Source organism: Thioalkalivibrio sp. ALE21 (assembly GCF_003208255.1).
GTDB classification, from domain to species: Bacteria; Pseudomonadota; Gammaproteobacteria; order Ectothiorhodospirales; family Ectothiorhodospiraceae; genus Thioalkalivibrio; species Thioalkalivibrio halophilus.
In genome coordinates this window covers 178,625-195,484 of the sequence record NZ_QKMA01000001.1, presented here as the reverse complement: position 1 = coordinate 195,484, position 16,860 = coordinate 178,625, and the positions used below count along the sequence as shown (strand labels likewise).

At 69.2% G+C, this 16,860-nt stretch carries 14 protein-coding genes; 8 read left to right on the top strand and 6 right to left on the bottom strand.

The window, feature by feature from the left end; translation table 11 throughout:
* Both dacB and D893_RS00890 read right to left on the bottom strand, forming a co-directional pair.
* A complete protein-coding gene (gene dacB / locus D893_RS00895) occupies nt 1–1,443 on the bottom strand; it encodes a D-alanyl-D-alanine carboxypeptidase/D-alanyl-D-alanine-endopeptidase (RefSeq protein ID WP_110618937.1) in 1,443 nt (480 codons plus the stop codon).
* A 47-nt stretch (nt 1,444–1,490) separates the two neighbouring features.
* The gene (locus D893_RS00890; protein WP_018946921.1) at nt 1,491–2,099 is read right to left on the bottom strand and encodes an RNA ligase partner protein; all 609 of its coding nucleotides are present in this window, start codon (nt 2,097–2,099) and stop codon (nt 1,491–1,493) included.
* A 234-nt stretch (nt 2,100–2,333) separates the two neighbouring features.
* Between D893_RS00890 and D893_RS00885 the strand changes: the two genes are divergently transcribed.
* From D893_RS00885 to acs, 6 genes are all read left to right on the top strand, one after another.
* Nucleotides 2,334–4,208 carry a DUF294 nucleotidyltransferase-like domain-containing protein gene (locus D893_RS00885; protein ID WP_110618936.1) on the top strand — a complete coding sequence of 625 codons (1,875 nt, stop codon included), beginning with the start codon at nt 2,334–2,336 and terminating at the stop codon, nt 4,206–4,208.
* Nucleotides 4,209–4,248: 40 nt separating this feature from the next.
* A complete protein-coding gene (locus D893_RS00880; RefSeq protein ID WP_018870270.1) occupies nt 4,249–4,509 on the top strand; it encodes a DUF4212 domain-containing protein in 261 nt (86 codons plus the stop codon).
* 7 nt (nt 4,510–4,516) lie between these two features.
* A complete protein-coding gene (locus tag D893_RS00875; protein ID WP_110618935.1) occupies nt 4,517–6,286 on the top strand; it encodes a sodium:solute symporter family protein in 1,770 nt (589 codons plus the stop codon).
* 153 nt (nt 6,287–6,439) lie between these two features.
* Nucleotides 6,440–8,311 carry a putative nucleotidyltransferase substrate binding domain-containing protein gene (locus D893_RS00870; RefSeq protein WP_110618934.1) on the top strand — a complete coding sequence of 624 codons (1,872 nt, stop codon included), beginning with the start codon at nt 6,440–6,442 and terminating at the stop codon, nt 8,309–8,311.
* Nucleotides 8,308–9,072: an exonuclease domain-containing protein gene (locus tag D893_RS00865; RefSeq protein ID WP_018946917.1), complete on the top strand. Its 765-nt coding sequence runs from the start codon at nt 8,308–8,310 to the stop codon at nt 9,070–9,072. Before D893_RS00870 ends, D893_RS00865 begins: the two co-directional genes overlap by 4 nt.
* Nucleotides 9,073–9,163: 91 nt before the next feature.
* A complete protein-coding gene (acs, locus tag D893_RS00860) occupies nt 9,164–11,122 on the top strand; it encodes an acetate--CoA ligase (RefSeq protein ID WP_024328764.1) in 1,959 nt (652 codons plus the stop codon).
* A gap of 30 nt (nt 11,123–11,152) precedes the next feature.
* Here acs and D893_RS00855 read toward each other — a convergent pair whose 3' ends face one another.
* The 4 genes from D893_RS00855 to D893_RS13795 form a co-directional block, all read right to left on the bottom strand.
* A complete protein-coding gene (locus D893_RS00855) occupies nt 11,153–12,346 on the bottom strand; it encodes an efflux RND transporter periplasmic adaptor subunit (protein WP_110618932.1) in 1,194 nt (397 codons plus the stop codon).
* Between the two features lie 61 nt (nt 12,347–12,407).
* Nucleotides 12,408–14,771 (bottom strand): FtsX-like permease family protein, encoded by a 2,364-nt coding sequence (locus D893_RS00850; protein ID WP_110618930.1) that lies wholly within the window; start codon nt 14,769–14,771, stop codon nt 12,408–12,410.
* A gap of 9 nt (nt 14,772–14,780) precedes the next feature.
* A complete protein-coding gene (locus tag D893_RS00845; protein WP_110618928.1) occupies nt 14,781–15,524 on the bottom strand; it encodes an ABC transporter ATP-binding protein in 744 nt (247 codons plus the stop codon).
* A complete protein-coding gene (locus tag D893_RS13795; protein ID WP_018946912.1) occupies nt 15,521–15,697 on the bottom strand; it encodes a hypothetical protein in 177 nt (58 codons plus the stop codon). Before D893_RS13795 ends, D893_RS00845 begins: the two co-directional genes overlap by 4 nt.
* A 255-nt stretch (nt 15,698–15,952) precedes the next feature.
* Between D893_RS13795 and D893_RS00840 the strand changes: the two genes are divergently transcribed.
* Complete coding sequence (locus D893_RS00840) at nt 15,953–16,252, top strand: nucleotidyltransferase domain-containing protein (RefSeq protein ID WP_110618926.1); 300 nt, start codon at nt 15,953–15,955, stop codon at nt 16,250–16,252.
* Nucleotides 16,249–16,752 carry a hypothetical protein gene (locus D893_RS00835; protein WP_110618924.1) on the top strand — a complete coding sequence of 168 codons (504 nt, stop codon included), beginning with the start codon at nt 16,249–16,251 and terminating at the stop codon, nt 16,750–16,752. Before D893_RS00840 ends, D893_RS00835 begins: the two co-directional genes overlap by 4 nt.
* Nucleotides 16,753–16,860 lie beyond the last annotated feature (108 nt).

The following is a 16,860-nucleotide window of genomic DNA, read 5'->3' as shown; positions in this document are numbered from 1 at the left end:
TTACAGCGCGCGTACCCAGCCGAGAACGGCCTCCTGCAGGCTGCGCCCCGGCCCGATATGGGCACGCGGGTCGTTCACCAGCAGAACGACGCGCACGTCATCCCCGCTCTGCGTACGCACGTAGCCGGCCACCGCGGAGACCTCGCGCAGGTGTCCGGTCTTCAGATGCATGTGCCCGCGTTCGGCCCCGTTGTTGAAGCGGTTGCGCAGGGTGCCGTCGACCCCGGCCAGGGCCAGCGAGGACTGGAACTCGGGCCGCAGTGGATGTTCCCACCCGGCCTTGAGGATCTGCCCCAGCTGGTACGGCGACATGCGTGCGTCACGCGACAGCCCCGAACCATTGTCCACCCGCATGCCACCGGGGTTCACGTCCAGCTCGCGCAGGGCCTGCAGCAGTGCCTGACGCGAACGCTCCTTGGTCACCGGGGCGCCGTGGCGCTCCGCGCCCAGACTCAGCATCAGATGCCGGGTCATCACGTTGGAGCTCCACTTGTTGGAGACCCGGATCAGGTCCGCCAGCGGCCGCGAGCGGTGCGTCACCAGGGGCTCCTCCTGCAGGGGCGTCATGCGCCCCGGGCGGATCTCGCCGTCCAGCTCCCCGCCCCATTGCGACCAGTGCAGACGGAACAGCCCGGCGTGATTGCGTTCGGGCTCGGTTACCGAACGCAGCAATTCGTATTCACCACAATGCACGGGATACTCGCCCCTGAGCGTCAGGCGTCCGTTGCTGCGGTCGGCATCGATCTCGATCCCGCGCTGAAAGTCACCGCAACGACCACGCCCGGGCCGCAGCCGGTTGTCGATCTCCACGTCCGGAAGCGGGGGATCCAGGCTCACCCGAACGGCCTCGCCATTGCGCCCGGGCCGCACACGAATGCGCTGGGCGTTGGAGTTCACGTGCAGGGCGTACACGCCCTGGTTATACGCCCGCAGCGGCTTCCCGTTGAACACGGAAGGATCCTGCGGCCCCACGTCGAAATGCGAGGCGTCCAGGATCACGTCGCCGGCGATGCGTTCCACGCCCGCCTGACGCAGCTGCCCGAGCATGCGCCAGTGCTCCTCATTGACCATGCCGGGGTCGCCGGTGCCGCGCACCACCAGGTCGCCGTCCAGAACCCCCTCGCGCAGCTCGCCGACGGCCCACAGCTCGGTCTTCCAGGTGTAGTCCGGCCCCAGCTGGTCCAGCGCCGCCAGCGAGGTCGCCAGCTTGAGCGTGGAAGCCGGGTTGAACAGCCGGTCGGCATTAAGCTGCGCGAGCACGGCATTGTCCCCGGCGCGCTGGATCCAGAGCCCCACGGACCCGGGTGGCAGGCCCTGCGCATCGATCGCGGATTTCAGCGGGGTGGGCAGATACTCGTACTCGGAGGCGAACGCGCCCCCGGGAATGGCCGGGAGCAGCGCGAGCAGCAGGATTGCCAGCAGGGCAGGGGTACGGCGGTTCATGGACGCGGCGACCATCCAGCAGGGGGACCAGGGCCCAGTATTGGCTGTCACGACCCCGCGGACAAGCCCCGCGTGAAACCCGCGCCCTCGGCAAGGTTCTGCATCACGCCGGCGAGGTATTCGGCGGTCACCAGCTTGACCCCCATGCGATTGCCCAGCTTGCGCATCCCCTGATCGGCGGTCGCCAGTTCGGCATCCAGTTCCATCGCCAGAAGCACCGCGTCCACGTCCTCGCGCGAATCCACCAGGCCCTTGCGCATCGCCTCGCGAAAACGCTCGCGCAGCTGGGTGATCAGCTCGGGGCGCAGGGACTCGGCCGCGCCGGCCTCGCGGGTGTGCTCCTCGGCGATGCGCAGGCCCCGGTCGATCCGGGTGCGCACCTCGTCGATGAATTCGTAGAGGATGTCGCTGGGCAGGGTCAGCGCGAAACGCCGCGGCGAACGGACCCACACCACGGTCTCGAAATCGGCGGCCAGCGGCTCGAGGTCGCGCATGGTGCGGAATTCCTCGTAGACCGACAGCGGCATGTAGAACTCCGCGCTGCAGTCGCGCGCGAGCCGGAGAAACTGCTGCAGGACCGCCTCGGGGGTCTCGCCGAACTGCGCCGAGACGTGCGGGTTGGTGAAGACGCTGGTGTCCAGCACGAAGCGGCGCATGGGGACCTTCCGGTGGCTGTGGGACGGGCTCCCATCATCGATACCCCCCGCGAGGGGGTCAACCGGGGTGTTACGCCGGGCCGTTACGGGCCGTTACGCGGCGTAACGACGGGTGTTACGTGGCGTAACACCCGTAACCCCCTTCTGCTTCACAAGCCACTGTTTTTACGGGACCGGAATCACTGGCCCGTGACTTGCAACAGGCGCGGGACGCCGATTCCCGCAGCCGACACGATGTCCGACGCCCTCGACAGCACCCGCGAGTTCCTCAGCGCCCACGCGCCCTTCGACCAGCTCGAGGCCGAGGCGCTGGAATTCCTGTTGCCGCGTCTGCAGACGCGCTTCTACGAACAGGGGGCGCGCATCACCGACCCGGAAGCGGGCCCGGCGCAGCGCTTCCACATCATCCGTCAGGGACGCATCCGCGGGGAGAGCCCGAGCGAGGACGAACAGCTCTCCGGGAACGCCTGGGAACTGATCCCCGGCGAGTGTTTCCCGATCGGGGCCCTGCTCGGCCGCCGCGCGGTGCATACCGTGCATCGCGCGGCGGAGGACACCCTGTGCCTGGAACTGAGCCTTGAGGATTTCGACCGCCTGCGGGCCCGCTCGCGGGTATTCAACGACTTTTGCACGCGGCGTCTGGCCAACCTGCTGGACCGCCTGCATCAGGGCCTCGACAGTCTCGCCAGTCATGACGCGGCCGGCGGCGGCCAGCTGAACACCCCGCTGGCACTGCGCCTGGCGCGCGAACCGGTCACCTGCCGCCCGGACACCCCGCTGCGCGAGGCCCTGACCACCATGCGCGACCAGCGGGTGGGATCGATCGTCGCGGTGGACGACCAGGCCGCACCGGTGGGCATCTTCACCCTGCATGACCTGCTCAACCGAGTGGCCCTGGAAGGCGTCGGACTGGACACGCCGGTGCGCGCGGTGATGACCCCGGACCCCGTCGCGCTGGAAGAGAATGCCCCGGGCTTCGAGGGCATCGAGGCGATGACCGAGCACGGGATGACCCACCTGTGCGTGGTCCGCGACGGCCGCCTGACCGGGGTGCTGGGCGAACGCGATCTGCTCACCCGCCAGCCGCTGACCCTCGACGGCCTTGTGCGCGAGATCCGCCAGGCGACCACGGTCGACGAGATCGCCGGGCGTCTGCGCCAGGTCCCGCGGCTGGTGGAGGCGGTGATCACCCAGGGCGCCGAGGCGGACCAGGTCCTGCGCCTGATCACTCGCCTGAACGAACACGCGACCCGCCGGGTGCTGGCCCTGCTGCGCCCGCAGTACGACATCGAGGGCATCGATTTCACCTGGCTGGCGTTCGGCTCGCAGGCCCGCGAGGAGCAGGCGCTGATCACCGACCAGGACAACGGCATCCTGTTCGATGCCGAGCCGGGCGACGAGGACGCCGTCCGCGCACGCCTGCTGCCCTGGGCGCAGGCCGTCAACCGGGCGCTGGCGGAATGCGGTTTCACCCTGTGCCCCGGCAACATCATGGCCGGCAACCCGGAGTGCTGCCTCAGCGGCCCGGAATGGGAGGCCCGTTTCACCCGCTGGATCGAACAGGGCACCCCGGAACACCTGCTCAAGAGCACCATCTTCTTCGACCTGCGCGCGGTGGACGGCGACGCCTCGCCGGTGGAGGCACTGCGCACCTTCCTGCTGCAGAAGACCGCCTACAACTCGCGCTTTCGGCGGCAGATGGCCGCCAACCAGCAGGCCTTCCGACCGCCGCTGGGTCTGTTCGGCGAGATCCGCGCCGGGGCCGAAGGGATCGACGTGAAGAAACAGGGCCTGACCCCGTTCGTGGACGGCGCGCGGGTGATCGCTCTGGCCGCCGAACTGCCGGCCACCGGCAGCCACGAGCGCATGGATCAGGCCGTCAGTGCCGAGGCCATGCGCCCCGGCGATGCCGCCGACTATCACGCGGCCCTGCGCTATCTGCAGATGCTGCGCCTGCGGGCGCAGCAGAAGGCCCTGCGCGAGGGCCGCGAGGACGACAGCCGCATCCGGCCGGAAGAACTGGGCGCCCTGGAGGGACGGGTGCTCAAGGAATCCTTCCGCCAGGCCCGCAAGCTGCAGGGGCAGCTTGCGGTGCAGTACCAGCTGTGAGGCCACCACAGCCAATACCTACGAAAAGAGGAGCAACACCATGTCGCAAGACCTCAGTCGCGAGGCGTACTGGAAGGCGAATCTTCGCCTTCTGGCGATCTGCCTCGGCATCTGGTTCTTCGTGTCGTTCGTGCTCGGCATCCTGCTCGCCGCGCCACTGAACAACATCCACCTGGGCGGGTATCCGCTGGGCTTCTGGTTCGCCCAGCAGGGCTCGATCTACACCTTCATCGTCCTGATCTTCGTTTATGCCTGGCGCATGAACGTGCTGGACCGCAAGTTCAACGTCGACGAGGAGTAATCCGGCCATGGATCAACAGACTCTCAGCCTGATCGTGGTCGGCATCACCTTCGCGATCTACATCGGGATCGCGATCTGGGCCCGCGCCGGCTCGACCAGCGAATTCTACGTGGCGGGCAAGGGCGTCCACCCGGTCGCCAACGGCATGGCCACGGCGGCCGACTGGATGTCCGCGGCCAGCTTCATCTCCATGGCCGGCCTGATCGCCTTCCTCGGCTTCACCGGGGGTGCCTATCTGATGGGCTGGACCGGCGGCTACGTGCTGATGGCCCTGCTGCTGGCCCCCTATCTGCGCAAGTTCGGCAAGTTTACGGTGCCCGAATTCATCGGCGACCGGTTCTACTCCAAGCCGGCCCGCGTGGTGGCCGTGATCTCGCTGCTGGCGATGTCCATCACCTACGTGATCGGGCAGATGCGCGGCGTCGGGATCGCCTTCTCCAACATCCTCGAGGTGCAGCTGGAAGTGGGCCTGGTCGCCGGGATGGCAGTGGTGTTCATCTACGCCGTACTCGGCGGGATGAAGGGCATCACCTACACCCAGATCGCGCAGTACGTGATCATGATCTTCGCCTACACGGTGCCGGCGATCTTCATTGCGATCACCCTGACCGGCAACCCGCTCCCGCAGCTGGGCCTGGGGTCGACCCTGCAGGGCTCCGACACCTACCTGCTGGAAGCGCTGGACAACACCATGGTGGAGCTGGGCTTCACCCAGTACACCGCCACCGAGGGCGGCATGAGCATGCTCAACATGTTCCTGCTGACCCTGGCGCTGATGATCGGTACCGCGGGCCTGCCGCACGTCATCATCCGTTTCTTCACCGTCCCGCGCGTGCGGGATGCCCGCAAGTCGGCCGGCTGGGCGCTGGTCTTCATCGGCATCCTCTACACCACCGCGCCGGCGGTGGGTGCGATGGCCATCTGGAACCTGGTCAACACCGTGCATCCGGGCGAGATCGGCACCGAGGAAGGCCACCTGGCCTATGAGGACAAGCCAGCCTGGATGGAGCGCTGGGAACAGACCGGCCTGCTGGAGTTCGAGGACAAGAACGACGACGGCGTGATCCAGTACTACAACGACGAGAACGAAGAATTCGCCGCCATGGCCGAGGAGGAATACGGCTGGGAAGGCAGCGAGATCGTCGAGCTGGACCGCGACATCATGGTGCTGGCCAATCCCGAGATCGCCGGCCTGCCGGGCTGGGTCATCGCCCTGGTGGCGGCCGGGGGGATCGCGGCGGCGCTGTCCACCGCGGCCGGGTTGCTGCTGGCGATCTCCTCGGCCATCTCGCATGACCTTCTGAAAGGGGTCTTCACGCCCAAGATCAGCGAGAAGCGCGAGCTGCTGGCCGGACGCATAGCGATGGCCGTAGCCATCCTGTTCGCCGGCTATCTCGGGCTCAATCCACCGGGCTTCGCGGCCGAGGTGGTGGCACTGGCCTTCGGACTCGCGGCCGCGTCGCTGTTCCCGACCCTGATGATGGGCATCTTCATGAAGAAGATGAACCGCGAAGGCGCGATCACCGGCATGCTGGTGGGTCTGGTGAGCACCCTGCTGTACATCTTCATGTACAAGGGCTGGTTCTTCTTCCCCGAGACCGCCATGCTGCCGGACACGCCGGAGGGCTGGATCTTCGGGATCAACCCCTCCAGCTTCGGTCCCATCGGTGCGGCCCTGAACTTCATCACCGCCTTCATCGTGATGAAGATGACCGCTCCGCCGCCGAAGGACATCCAGGACCTGGTGGAAAGCGTGCGCGTGCCGCGCGCCGACTGATCCGTTCCTGGGATCCGCTTCCGGGGCCGGCCACCAGGCCGGGCCCGGGACGATCCCCGAGGTATTTCTCTCGGGGATCGTCCGCAAATCCACGCGGGTGGGCTTGCGGACGATCCTCGCGACACCCCAGCCAGCCATCCACGGAGTACCGGGATGAACGCCGAACTCGATGAGATCCGCGAATTCCTCGATCAGTCGCCGGATCTCGCGGAGCTGTCCGCGGAGACCCGCTCCGCGATGGTGCGCCGCCTGACCCTGCGCTACCTGCGCCACGGCGCGCCGTTCCCGCCCGAAGGGGACAGCGACGGGTTGTGGATCGTGCACACCGGCGCCATCGACCTGCTGGACGCCGGCGACCGGCTGCACGACCGGCTGGGCGAAGGCGACGTGGCCCGGGTCGCCGACGGCGCCTGGGGAAGCGGAGTGGCCGGTGAGCACGGACGCGTGACCGAGGACGCACTGGTCTATCACCTTCCCGGGCCCCGCGCCGAGGACCTCGCGACCCGTCATCCGGAACTGGCTGATTTCCTGCGTACCACGGGCGCGCCGGTGGCACCGGACGGCGAGAACGCGGTAATGCACGCCACCGAGGGCGGACCGGACGCCCTGCTGACCACGCCGGTCTCCACCCTGATGAGCCCGCAGGTTCTGCAGGGGCAGTCGGACATCTCGCTGCACGAGGCGGCCCGGCTCATGACCGACGCGGATGTCTCGGCCCTGGTCCTGCACACGGCCGAAGACCCGGACCGACCCGCCGGCCTGCTCACCGATACCGACCTGCGCCATGCCCTGGCGCAGGACCTGCCCGCGGACACCCCGGTGCATCAGTGCATGGCCCGGCATCTGGTCACCGTTACCGGAGAAACCCCGGTCTTCGAGGCTCTGCTGGAGATGGCACGCCGCGACATCCATCACCTGCCAGTGGTGGAACCGGGCGGAGGCCGTCTGGCCGGCATCCTCTCCGGGACCGACCTGATCCGGCACCAGGGCACCAGCGCGGTGCATCTGATCCGTGACCTGCGCCGGGCCGGCTCGCAGGAAGAACTGTGCCAGCACATGCAGGCCCTGGCCCGCCTTCAGGTCCGGCTCACCGAGGCCGGAGTGGACGCCCTGCGCACCGCGCAGGTAATCACGCTGGTGGTCGACACCCTGACCCGATGCCTGATCGAACTGGCCGAAGCCCGTCTGGGGCCCGCTCCGGCCGCATGGGCCTGGCTGGCCAGCGGCAGCCAGGGCCGCCACGAACAGCTGGCCCATACCGACCAGGACACGGCTCTCATCTGGGACGACGGTGCCCCGAACGACGCCGACGACTGGTTCGCCGAACTGGCGCGCGAGGTCACCGACGGGCTGGACGCCTGCGGCATCCGGCGCTGCCCCGGCGGCGTCGACCCCACCCACGCGGCCTGGCGCGGCCCCGCCAGCACCTGGCAGGAAACCTTCCGGCGCGCCTTCACCCGGCCGGACGCGCAGGAGGCCCGCCTGGCCGCGCATTACCTCGACCTGCGGGTAATCCACGGCCGTGGCGATCTCTTCACGCCCCTGCGGGAGCAGGCGCTGGACGACGGCTGCCGCCACGAGGCGGCGCACACGGCCATGGCGGTGCAGGCCCGCGAAGTACGCCCCCCGCTGGGTTTTTTCCGCCGCTTCGTGCTCGAACACGATGGCGAGCACACTCCGGCCCTGGACCTGAAGAAACGCGGCCTGCTACCGGTGGTGGCCCTGGCGCGGGTCTGCGCCCTGCGCGCCGGAGCCGATGCCCGCGGGACCCTGGAACGCCTGCGCGCCGCCGCTCACGCCGGGGTCCTCGACCCGGACAGTACCCGGGAGCTGGAAGAGGCATTCCGCTTCATTGCCGGGGTCCGGGCCCGCCATCAGGCGCGACGGATCGCCGCCGGCGAAGCCCCGGACAACCACGTGGACCCGACGGAACTCTCCGGGCTGGAACGCAGCCGGCTGAAGGCCGCCTTCGTGCGCGTGGATCGAGCCACCCGGGCGGCCCTGGGAGGCGAAGGCGAGGTATGACCCGCGCCGCCGCCCCGCAACGCGAGGCCTGCGCCCCCGGTCGCGCCGCGTTCTGGCTGGCGCCGGGCTACTGGCGCTTCTGCCGTGCGCGAGACCACGCCCGGAGCCAGGCCCCCGCCGGGGCGCTGAGGGACTGCCTGAACACGCCGCCGCCCGCCCCGTCACAGCCGGTAGCCCGCACCCGCTTTCTCGCGGTGGACATCGAGACCACCGGTCTGGACCCGCAACGCGACGCCATCCTGAGCATTGGCTGGGTGGCGCTGGATGGCACCAGCATCGACCTGGCAACCGCCGGACACGTACTGGTACGACCGCAACGCGAGGTACCGGAACAGAGTGCGGTGATCCATGGCATCACCGACCACCGGGCAGCGACCGGCGGCACGCCCGGCGAGGCCCTGGATGCGCTGTTCCGGGCCCTCGACGGCCGCGTGCTGATCGCCCATCACGCAGCCCTGGAGCTGGGCTTTCTGGCCCGCGCCTGCGAACGTCACTACGGCACGCGCCCCCCACTGGCGGTGGTCGACACCCTGCGTCTGGCCGAAACCTCGCGGCGGCGCGCCGGCCGCCCGATCCCGGCCCGGGGGCTGCGGCTGCACGTACTGCGCGGCGAATACAATCTGCCCGCCCGGCGCACCCACGACGCCCTGCTGGACGCACTCGGGGCCGCCGAACTGTTCGCCGCGCTGATCGCCGAACGCGATCCGACGGGCGAGCTGCCGCTGGGACGCGTGCTGTTCCGGCCGCGACGGCTCTGGTAGGCCGGACACGGCCGGCAGGCATGCTATCCTCGCGCCCGTGAGACCCAACCCCGACGAATCCGCTGGAACCACGCAGAACATGGAGGCCCGCATGAGCGACACCATCGAGTCCACCCTGACCGAGACCCGCCATTTCGATCCGCCGGCGGCATTCACCGCGAACGCCCGGCTGAAGCCGGAGGACGTGGAGGCCCTGCACAACAAGGCGCGGGCCGACTACGAGGGGTTCTGGTGCGATCTGGCCCGGCAGAAGATCGACTGGCAGACCGACTTCACCGAGGGCCTGGACAGCTCGAACGCCCCGCATTTCCGCTGGTTCGCCGACGGGCGCATGAACGTCTCCTACAACTGCATCGACCGCCACCTGGAGGCCCGCGGCAACAAGACCGCGATCCGCTTCGAGGCCGAAAACGGCGATACCCGCAACCTCACCTACCGCGAGCTCTACAACGAGGTCGGCAAGCTGGCCAACGCGCTCAAGGGCATGGGTGTCGAGAAGGGCGATCGCGTGGTCATCTACATGCCCATGAACGCGGAGGCCGTGATCGCCATGCAGGCCTGCGCCCGCATCGGCGCGATCCACTCGGTGGTGTTCGGCGGCTTCTCCGCGGATGCGCTGCGCGACCGCGTGGTGGACTCCGGCGCCACCGTCATCATCACCGCCGACGGCGGCGAGCGCGGCGGCAAGGTGGTGGGCCTGAAGGCGGGCGTGGACAAGGCGCTGGCCAGCAACCCCGCCGAGGTCGAGAAGGTCATCGTCTGCCGGCGCGCCGGCAACGACGTGACCATGCACGAAGGCCGCGACGTCTGGTGGGAAGAGGCGGTGGACGGCGAATCGGTCGACTGCGAACCGGAGTGGGTGGAATCCGAACACCCGCTGTTCCTGCTCTACACCTCCGGCTCCACCGGCAAGCCCAAGGGCATCCAGCACTCCAGCGCCGGCTACCTGCTGGGCGCGATCATCACCAACGAATGGGTGTTCGACCTGCAGGGCGACGATATCTTCTGGTGCACTGCCGACGTCGGCTGGATCACCGGCCACACCTACGTCGCCTACGGCCCGCTGGCGGTGGGCGCGACGCAGGTGGTCTACGAGGGCGTGCCCACCGTGCCGGACGCCGGGCGCTGGTGGAAGATGTGCCAGGACCACGGCGTGACCGTGTTCTATACCGCCCCCACCGCCATCCGCGCGCTGATGAAGGCCGGCCCCGAGCTGCCCGAGCAGTACGACCTGTCGAAACTGCGCCTGCTGGGCACCGTGGGCGAACCCATCAACCCCGAGGCGTGGATGTGGTACTACCGCGAGGTCGGCGGCGAGCGCTGCCCCATCGTGGACACCTGGTGGCAGACCGAGACCGGCGCCAACATGATCGCCCCGATACCCGGCGCCACCACCCTGGTCCCGGGCTCCTGCACCCGCGCCCTTCCGGGTATCGACGCCGACGTAGTGGACGAGGACGGCAACAGCCTGGGCGCCGACGAGGGCGGCTACCTGGTCATCAAGAAGCCCTGGCCGTCCATGCTGCGCACCGTGTGGGGCGACGACCAGCGCTACAAGGACACCTACTGGCCCAAGTTCGGCGGCAAGTACTACCTCGCCGGCGACTCCGCGCGTCGCGACGCCGAAGGCAACTTCTGGATCATGGGCCGCATCGACGACGTCCTCAACGTCTCCGGGCACCGCATGGGCACCATGGAAGTCGAATCCGCACTGGTGGCCCACCAGGAAGTCGCCGAAGCCGCAGTGGTCGGCCGTCCACACGATGTGAAGGGCGAGGCCATCGTCGCCTTCGTCATCCTCCAGAGTGACCGCCTGACCGGCGAGGAAGCCGAAAAGATGGTCAAGGAACTGCGCGAATGGGTGGGCGAGCAGATCGGCCCGATCGCCAAGCCCGACGACATCCGCTTCGCCGACGGCCTGCCCAAGACCCGTTCCGGCAAGATCATGCGGCGCCTGCTGCGCTCCATCGCCAAGGGCGAGGAGATCACCTCGGACACCTCCACCCTGGAGAACGAGGCGGTCATCCCGCAGCTGCAGGGCAAGGCCTGACGGCCACGCCCGGACTCAGCACACCCGCATTCAGTCGGGGGCCACCCGGGCCCCCGCCTCCACATGATCCCCGGGGCGGGTCACCACCCGGTCCCCGGCCTCCAGACCCTCGCGGATCTGCGTGGTGAAATCGCTGCGGCGGCCGGCCTCGACCCGGCGCGGCTGCGCCCGGCCTTCTTCCACCACGAACACCGCCCATTCACCGTCCTCGCGGAACAGGGCGCTGGTGGGGATCTGCAGCACGTCCTCGCCTTCCCACAGCAGGAACTCGGCCTCCACGTGGTAGCCCACCACCAGCCCCGCCTTGCGGGCCTCTTCCGCATCCACTTCGAGCAGGACCGGCACGCGCTGCTCGTCCACCCCCAGGGCCGAGGTCCGCGTGAAGCCCGCCGGCCGCAGTCGGCGCACCCGGGCCTCCAGCGCCTCATCGCCGCCCCAGTCGGTGAGACGCACGCGCATGTCCGGCGTCACCCGCACCGCATCCATCGACAGCAGGTCCACCTGCACCTCCAGATCCGCCGGATCCCCGAGCTCCAGCACCGGTTCGCCGGCCGCGACCGTGCCCTCGCAGCAGCGATGCCGGTGCAGCACCACGCCGCCGGCCGGCGCACGCACGGCCAGCGATTCGGTTTCCTCCTCGCTGCGTTCGCCGGTGGCGATGTCCAGGATCACCCGCGCCGCCTCGACCTCGCTGCGTGCGACCTCCACCGCCGACTCGCCCGCCTCCACCGCCGAGCGGGCACGATCACGCCGGGTCTCCACCCGCTCCAGATCGCTGGCGGACACTGCCCCGTCCTCGAACAGTTCGCGGTGACGCCGGTACTCCGATTCCGCCAGCCGCGCCTCGGCCCGCAGTTCCTCGAGGCTGGCCCGCGCCCCCTGCAGACGCGAGCGTGCCGCGGCCAGGTGCTCGCGGGCCTGCTCGCGCGAGCGCGCATCCAGCCCCGGCGCCGGCAGCGGCTCCATGCGGAACAGTTCATCGCCGGCGGCTACCGCATCGCCCTCTTCCAGGTGCACGCGATGCAGGAACCCCGCGATCGGCGCCGACACCTCCCAGGTATCGCGCAGCCGCGTGCGCCCCTCCTCGCGCAGGGTCTCGGTGAACGGCCCGGACTCCACCTCGCTGACCGCCACCGCGACCGGCCGCGGGCTCAGCGCCCACACCAGCGCGGCCGCCCCCGCCAGCACCACCAGTCCCGCCGTGATTCGCTTCTTCAACGCCATTTCCTCAGTCTCGCAGATCCCGCGCTCGCGCGCCGCAGACGAGCGTTCCGGACACCGCGGGTCATTCCGCGGCCTTCAGGGCCTGCACGCGGTCCAGGCCGCGCAGCCGGCGTAGGATCAGCAGGCCGGACAGCGTGGAGGCCACGATGACCCCCAGCGCGGCGAAGCCGTACAGCTGCGGCGTGATGATGAACGGCAGGCGCACGAATTCCAGCGTCAGGGCCTGGTTCAGCAGCCAGGCGAACCCGGTACCGCTGGCCCAGGCCACCGGGATGGCGGCCAGGCTGACCAGCGCGATCTCGCCCAGCAGGACCCAGCTGACCTGCGCCCGCGAATAGCCCAGCACCTCCAGCGTGGCCAGCTCGCGTTCGCGCTCGGCATACGCGATGCGGGCGTTGTTGTAGGTCACCGCGAAGGCGATCGACCCGGCCAGCAGCACGAATACCGCCGCGAACGCGAGCACCGTTTCCTCCATGTATTCGCGCACGTTGGCCTCGGCCTCGCGCACCCGCTCCACGCTGGCCACCTCGGGTTGTTCGGACAGCGAGGCATACAGCGCGTCCTCATATTCGGAGTCGACCAGCAGCCAGGCGCCGGTCACCGCCGGACCCTCGCCCTTCAGCCGATGCAGCGCGTCGCGCCGGATATAGGCCCCGGTACCCATCGGCTCGTCGACCACGCCGGCCAGCTGCGTGGTGACCGTGCGCCGGCGTCCTTCCAGGAACTCGATCTCCAGCGCATCGCCGGCCTCCAGCCCCAGCTGGTCGGCGAGATAGTCGGTCAGCACCACGCCCGCGGCGGGCAGACCGGTCTCCCCGGCCTGCGCGGAGGGCAAACGGCGCAGGCGCGGCTCCGGGTCCATCCCCAACAGCCCGATGCGTTCGCTGCGCGCCCCGGCATGCAGGCGCACCGGCGCACTGCGCCAGGTCTCCACCGCCAGCACGCCCGGCTCGTGGCGCAGTTCCCCCGCCACCCGCGGCGGCACCGGATCGGTAAACGCCACGTCGACATCCATCTGCAGCGTCATGCGGTACTGCTGGTCGATCATGTGGCTGACCGCCTGCAGCTGATAGGCCCCGATCAGCAGCAGCCCGCCGGACAGGCCGATCCCGATCACCGACGCCAGTGCCTTGAGCCGGTGGCGCGCGAGATTGCGCAGGATGATGCGCGAGGACTGCCCCAGCCCCCGCATCAGCGCCGAATCCTCCAGCCAGCCGCGGCGGAAGCGTTCGGGTGCCGGGGGACGCATCGCCTCCGCCGGTTGCATGCGCACCGCCTGCCACACCGCCTGCAGGGTGCCCAGCAGGGCGGCCACCATCGCCACCCCCACCGCCAGCAGCACCAGCCAGCCCTGCAGGCGAAAGCTCAGCTCCGGGAAGCGGAAGTACTCCATGTACAGGTCGACCAGGGCGTGCGCGGTCCACGCCCCCAGGGCGATCCCCGCGACACTGCCCGCCAGCACGATCAGCGTCGTCAGCAGCACGTAATGCCACGCGATCGCGAGGTTGCCGTAGCCGAACGCCTTGAGGATCGCGATCTGGTCGCGCTGGCCGCGGATGATGCGCCCCATCACCACGTGCAGCAGAAACGCCGAGACCAGCAGGAAGATCGCCGGCACCACCACCGCCATGATGCCCAGCTGCTGGATCTCCAGGGTGACGAACTCATGCGAGAACAGCTCGTCGCGGCCATGGGCCCCGGTGCCGCCATAACGCGCGAGGGCAACGTCCAGCGCCTCGATCACCGCGTCGCGGTCAGCATCGCGCTGCAGGCTCACGCTCAGGCTGTTGAAGGCCCCTTCCATGCCCCAGGCGGCAGCCAGCGCGCTTTCGTTCATCCACAGGATCGCGTAGCGCTCGTAGTCCGGCATCAGATGCCCCGGCGAGACCTGGTAGACGAACTCCGGTGACAGTGCGATGCCGCTGACGCGCACCTCCACCAGCCGCCCCCCGATGATCAGCCGCAGCGCGTCCCCGGCGACCAGCCCGTGGGCCTCGGCAAAGCCGTCGCTGACCACCACCTCGTCGGAGCGGGCCCGTTCCGGCAGGCGTCCCTCGCGCAGGTGCAGCTGGTTGAGGGCCGGCTGGCGCCCGTCCGGCAGCGACAGCACCTGGCCACGGATCGGGTCGTCGAAGCCGTCCAGTTCCAGCCGCGCCGGCGCGCGCACCCGCGGCTCAACCTCGGCCACCCCGGGGATCTCGCGCAGCGGATCGGCGATCCGCCGCGGGGCCCGGTTCACCTCGGCGAAGACATCGGCAAAGTGGCGCTCGGCGTAGAAACGTTCCTGCGTCAGGCTCAGTGCGTCATGGCCCATCACCGAGAACACCAGGGTCAGCACCCCGCTGGCGATGACCAGCGCGATCGCCGCCGCCTGTCCGCGCAGCCGGGCGAGATCGCGCAGGACCTTGAGATGCAGGGTGCGCACGGGTACGCGTCACCACCGCAGGGTGGCCGGGTCCGCCCGCTGCGGGTTCTCCTCGATGGAATCGACCCGGCCGTCGCGCAGATGGATCACCCGGTCGGCCATCTCGCCGATCACCGCGTTGTGGGTGATGATCGCGACCGTGGTGTTCAGCCGCTCGTTGATGTGCGCCAGCACCTCCAGCACGCGGATGCCGGTCTTCGAGTCCAGCGCGCCGGTCGGCTCGTCGCACAGCAACACCGCCGGCTGCTTGGCGATCGCGCGGGCGATGGCCACACGCTGCTGCTCGCCGCCGGAGAGCTGCGAGGGGAAGTGGTCCATACGGTCCTCCAGTCCCACCAGCGCCAGCGCGTCTTCCGGCGGCATCGGGTCGCGCGAGATCTCGGTGACAATGGCCACGTTCTCGCGCGCGGTCAGGCTGGAGATCAGGTTGTAGAACTGGAACACGAAGCCGACATGGTCACGGCGAAAGGCCGTCAGCGTGCGCTCGGAGGCCTGTGCCAGGTCCTGGTCGCGGTAGCGCACCTCGCCCTCGGACGCGGTATCCAGCCCGCCCATGATGTTCAGCAGCGTCGACTTGCCGGAGCCCGACGCGCCCAGCATCACTACCAGCTCGCCGGCGTAGACCTCCAGGTCCACCCCACGCAGCGCCCGGATGGTGACCTCGCCCATGAGATAGACCCGGGTCACCCCGCTCGCATGGAAGATGACCTCGCGCCGGCCGAAACCGGCGGCCGGGGCCGGGATGGCGTTCATCCCGGAATCGAGGTTACCCGCGCCACCGGGGCCGGAGGTTCGGCCGCCGGGGCCGCCCCGCTGTCCGGCGCACCCGGCAGCAGACCGCCGCCGTTGCCGTCGAGGCCCGCCGACCACAGGCTCAGCAGCAACAGCAGGAGGATCAGAATCGGGATCAGGATGCGTGGTTTCATCGGACAGGCCCTCGCTCGCGGCAATATACCAATGCTGCCACAAAGCCTCCGGCACGGCGTCGCCAAAAGCAGTGCCACACCCCCGGCCAGGCCAATGTCGGGGTTACGTCCGGAGATTGCCACGTCGCCTTCAGCTCCTCGCAATGACGGATCGTAATGACCGGGGCACGAACGGCGTCGCTCGGGCCGCCGGCGCCACCCGTGGTGGTCGCGACCGGCGCTTCATCCCGATGAAGCACTGATATACTTGGTCATATGCGCCTGTCCCCGGAACAGCAAACCGTCATCCGTCAGGAAGTGGCCCGTGCATTCGGCCCGGACGCCCGGGTCTGCCTTTTCGGGTCCCGCACGGACGACTCGGCGCGGGGAGGTGACATCGACCTGTACGTTGAGGCCGAGGGCACGCCAGACGAACTTCTGGAGGGCGAACTGAAGCTGCATGCCGCCCTGCAGCGGCGGCTTGGCGAACGCCGCGTGGACCTCGTCATCCATCGGCGCGGTGCTCCCGCGCGGCCCATCGACACTCACGCCCAACGCACCGGACTCCCGCTGTGACCACCGATTCGCCTGCACGCCTGGCCCGGCTGCTGAACCTGGTCGATCGCGAAGACGAACACCTGCTGGGGGTACGGGAGCGGCTCCTCGCGGGTGATTGTTCGGTTTCCCCCGACCGTGTGCGAGGCATCCTTGCTGCCGACAGCGGCATCGACCGGCTCGAATCCTTCGGTGCCAAGTTCGGGCGGATGCAGGACACGATCATGGACAAGCTGGTCCCGGCCTTTCTCACCTGTGCGGGCGAGAAACCAGGACCGGCCATCGACAATCTGGCACGCCTGGAAAAGCTGGGGCTCATCGAGCAGGCCGATGACTGGTTACAGATGCGCCATCTGCGCAACCGGCTGGTCCACGAGTACATCGAGAACCCCGATGACCTGGCCCCGGCCCTGCAACGCGCCTGTCATTTCACCGACCGAATGCACACCGATTACCAGCGCCTTCGGGGCTATGCCCGGGACCGCCTGGCGATCGAGGTCCCCGGCAACACGGGAAACTGAAGCCCCCCGCGGGTACGGGAACGAGGGTCACGCGGCGTCGATTTGTTGTTTTGCGCCCAAATATTTACCCTGTGCGCACCGTCCGGCCCGCCGCAGACGCGCCGCGCA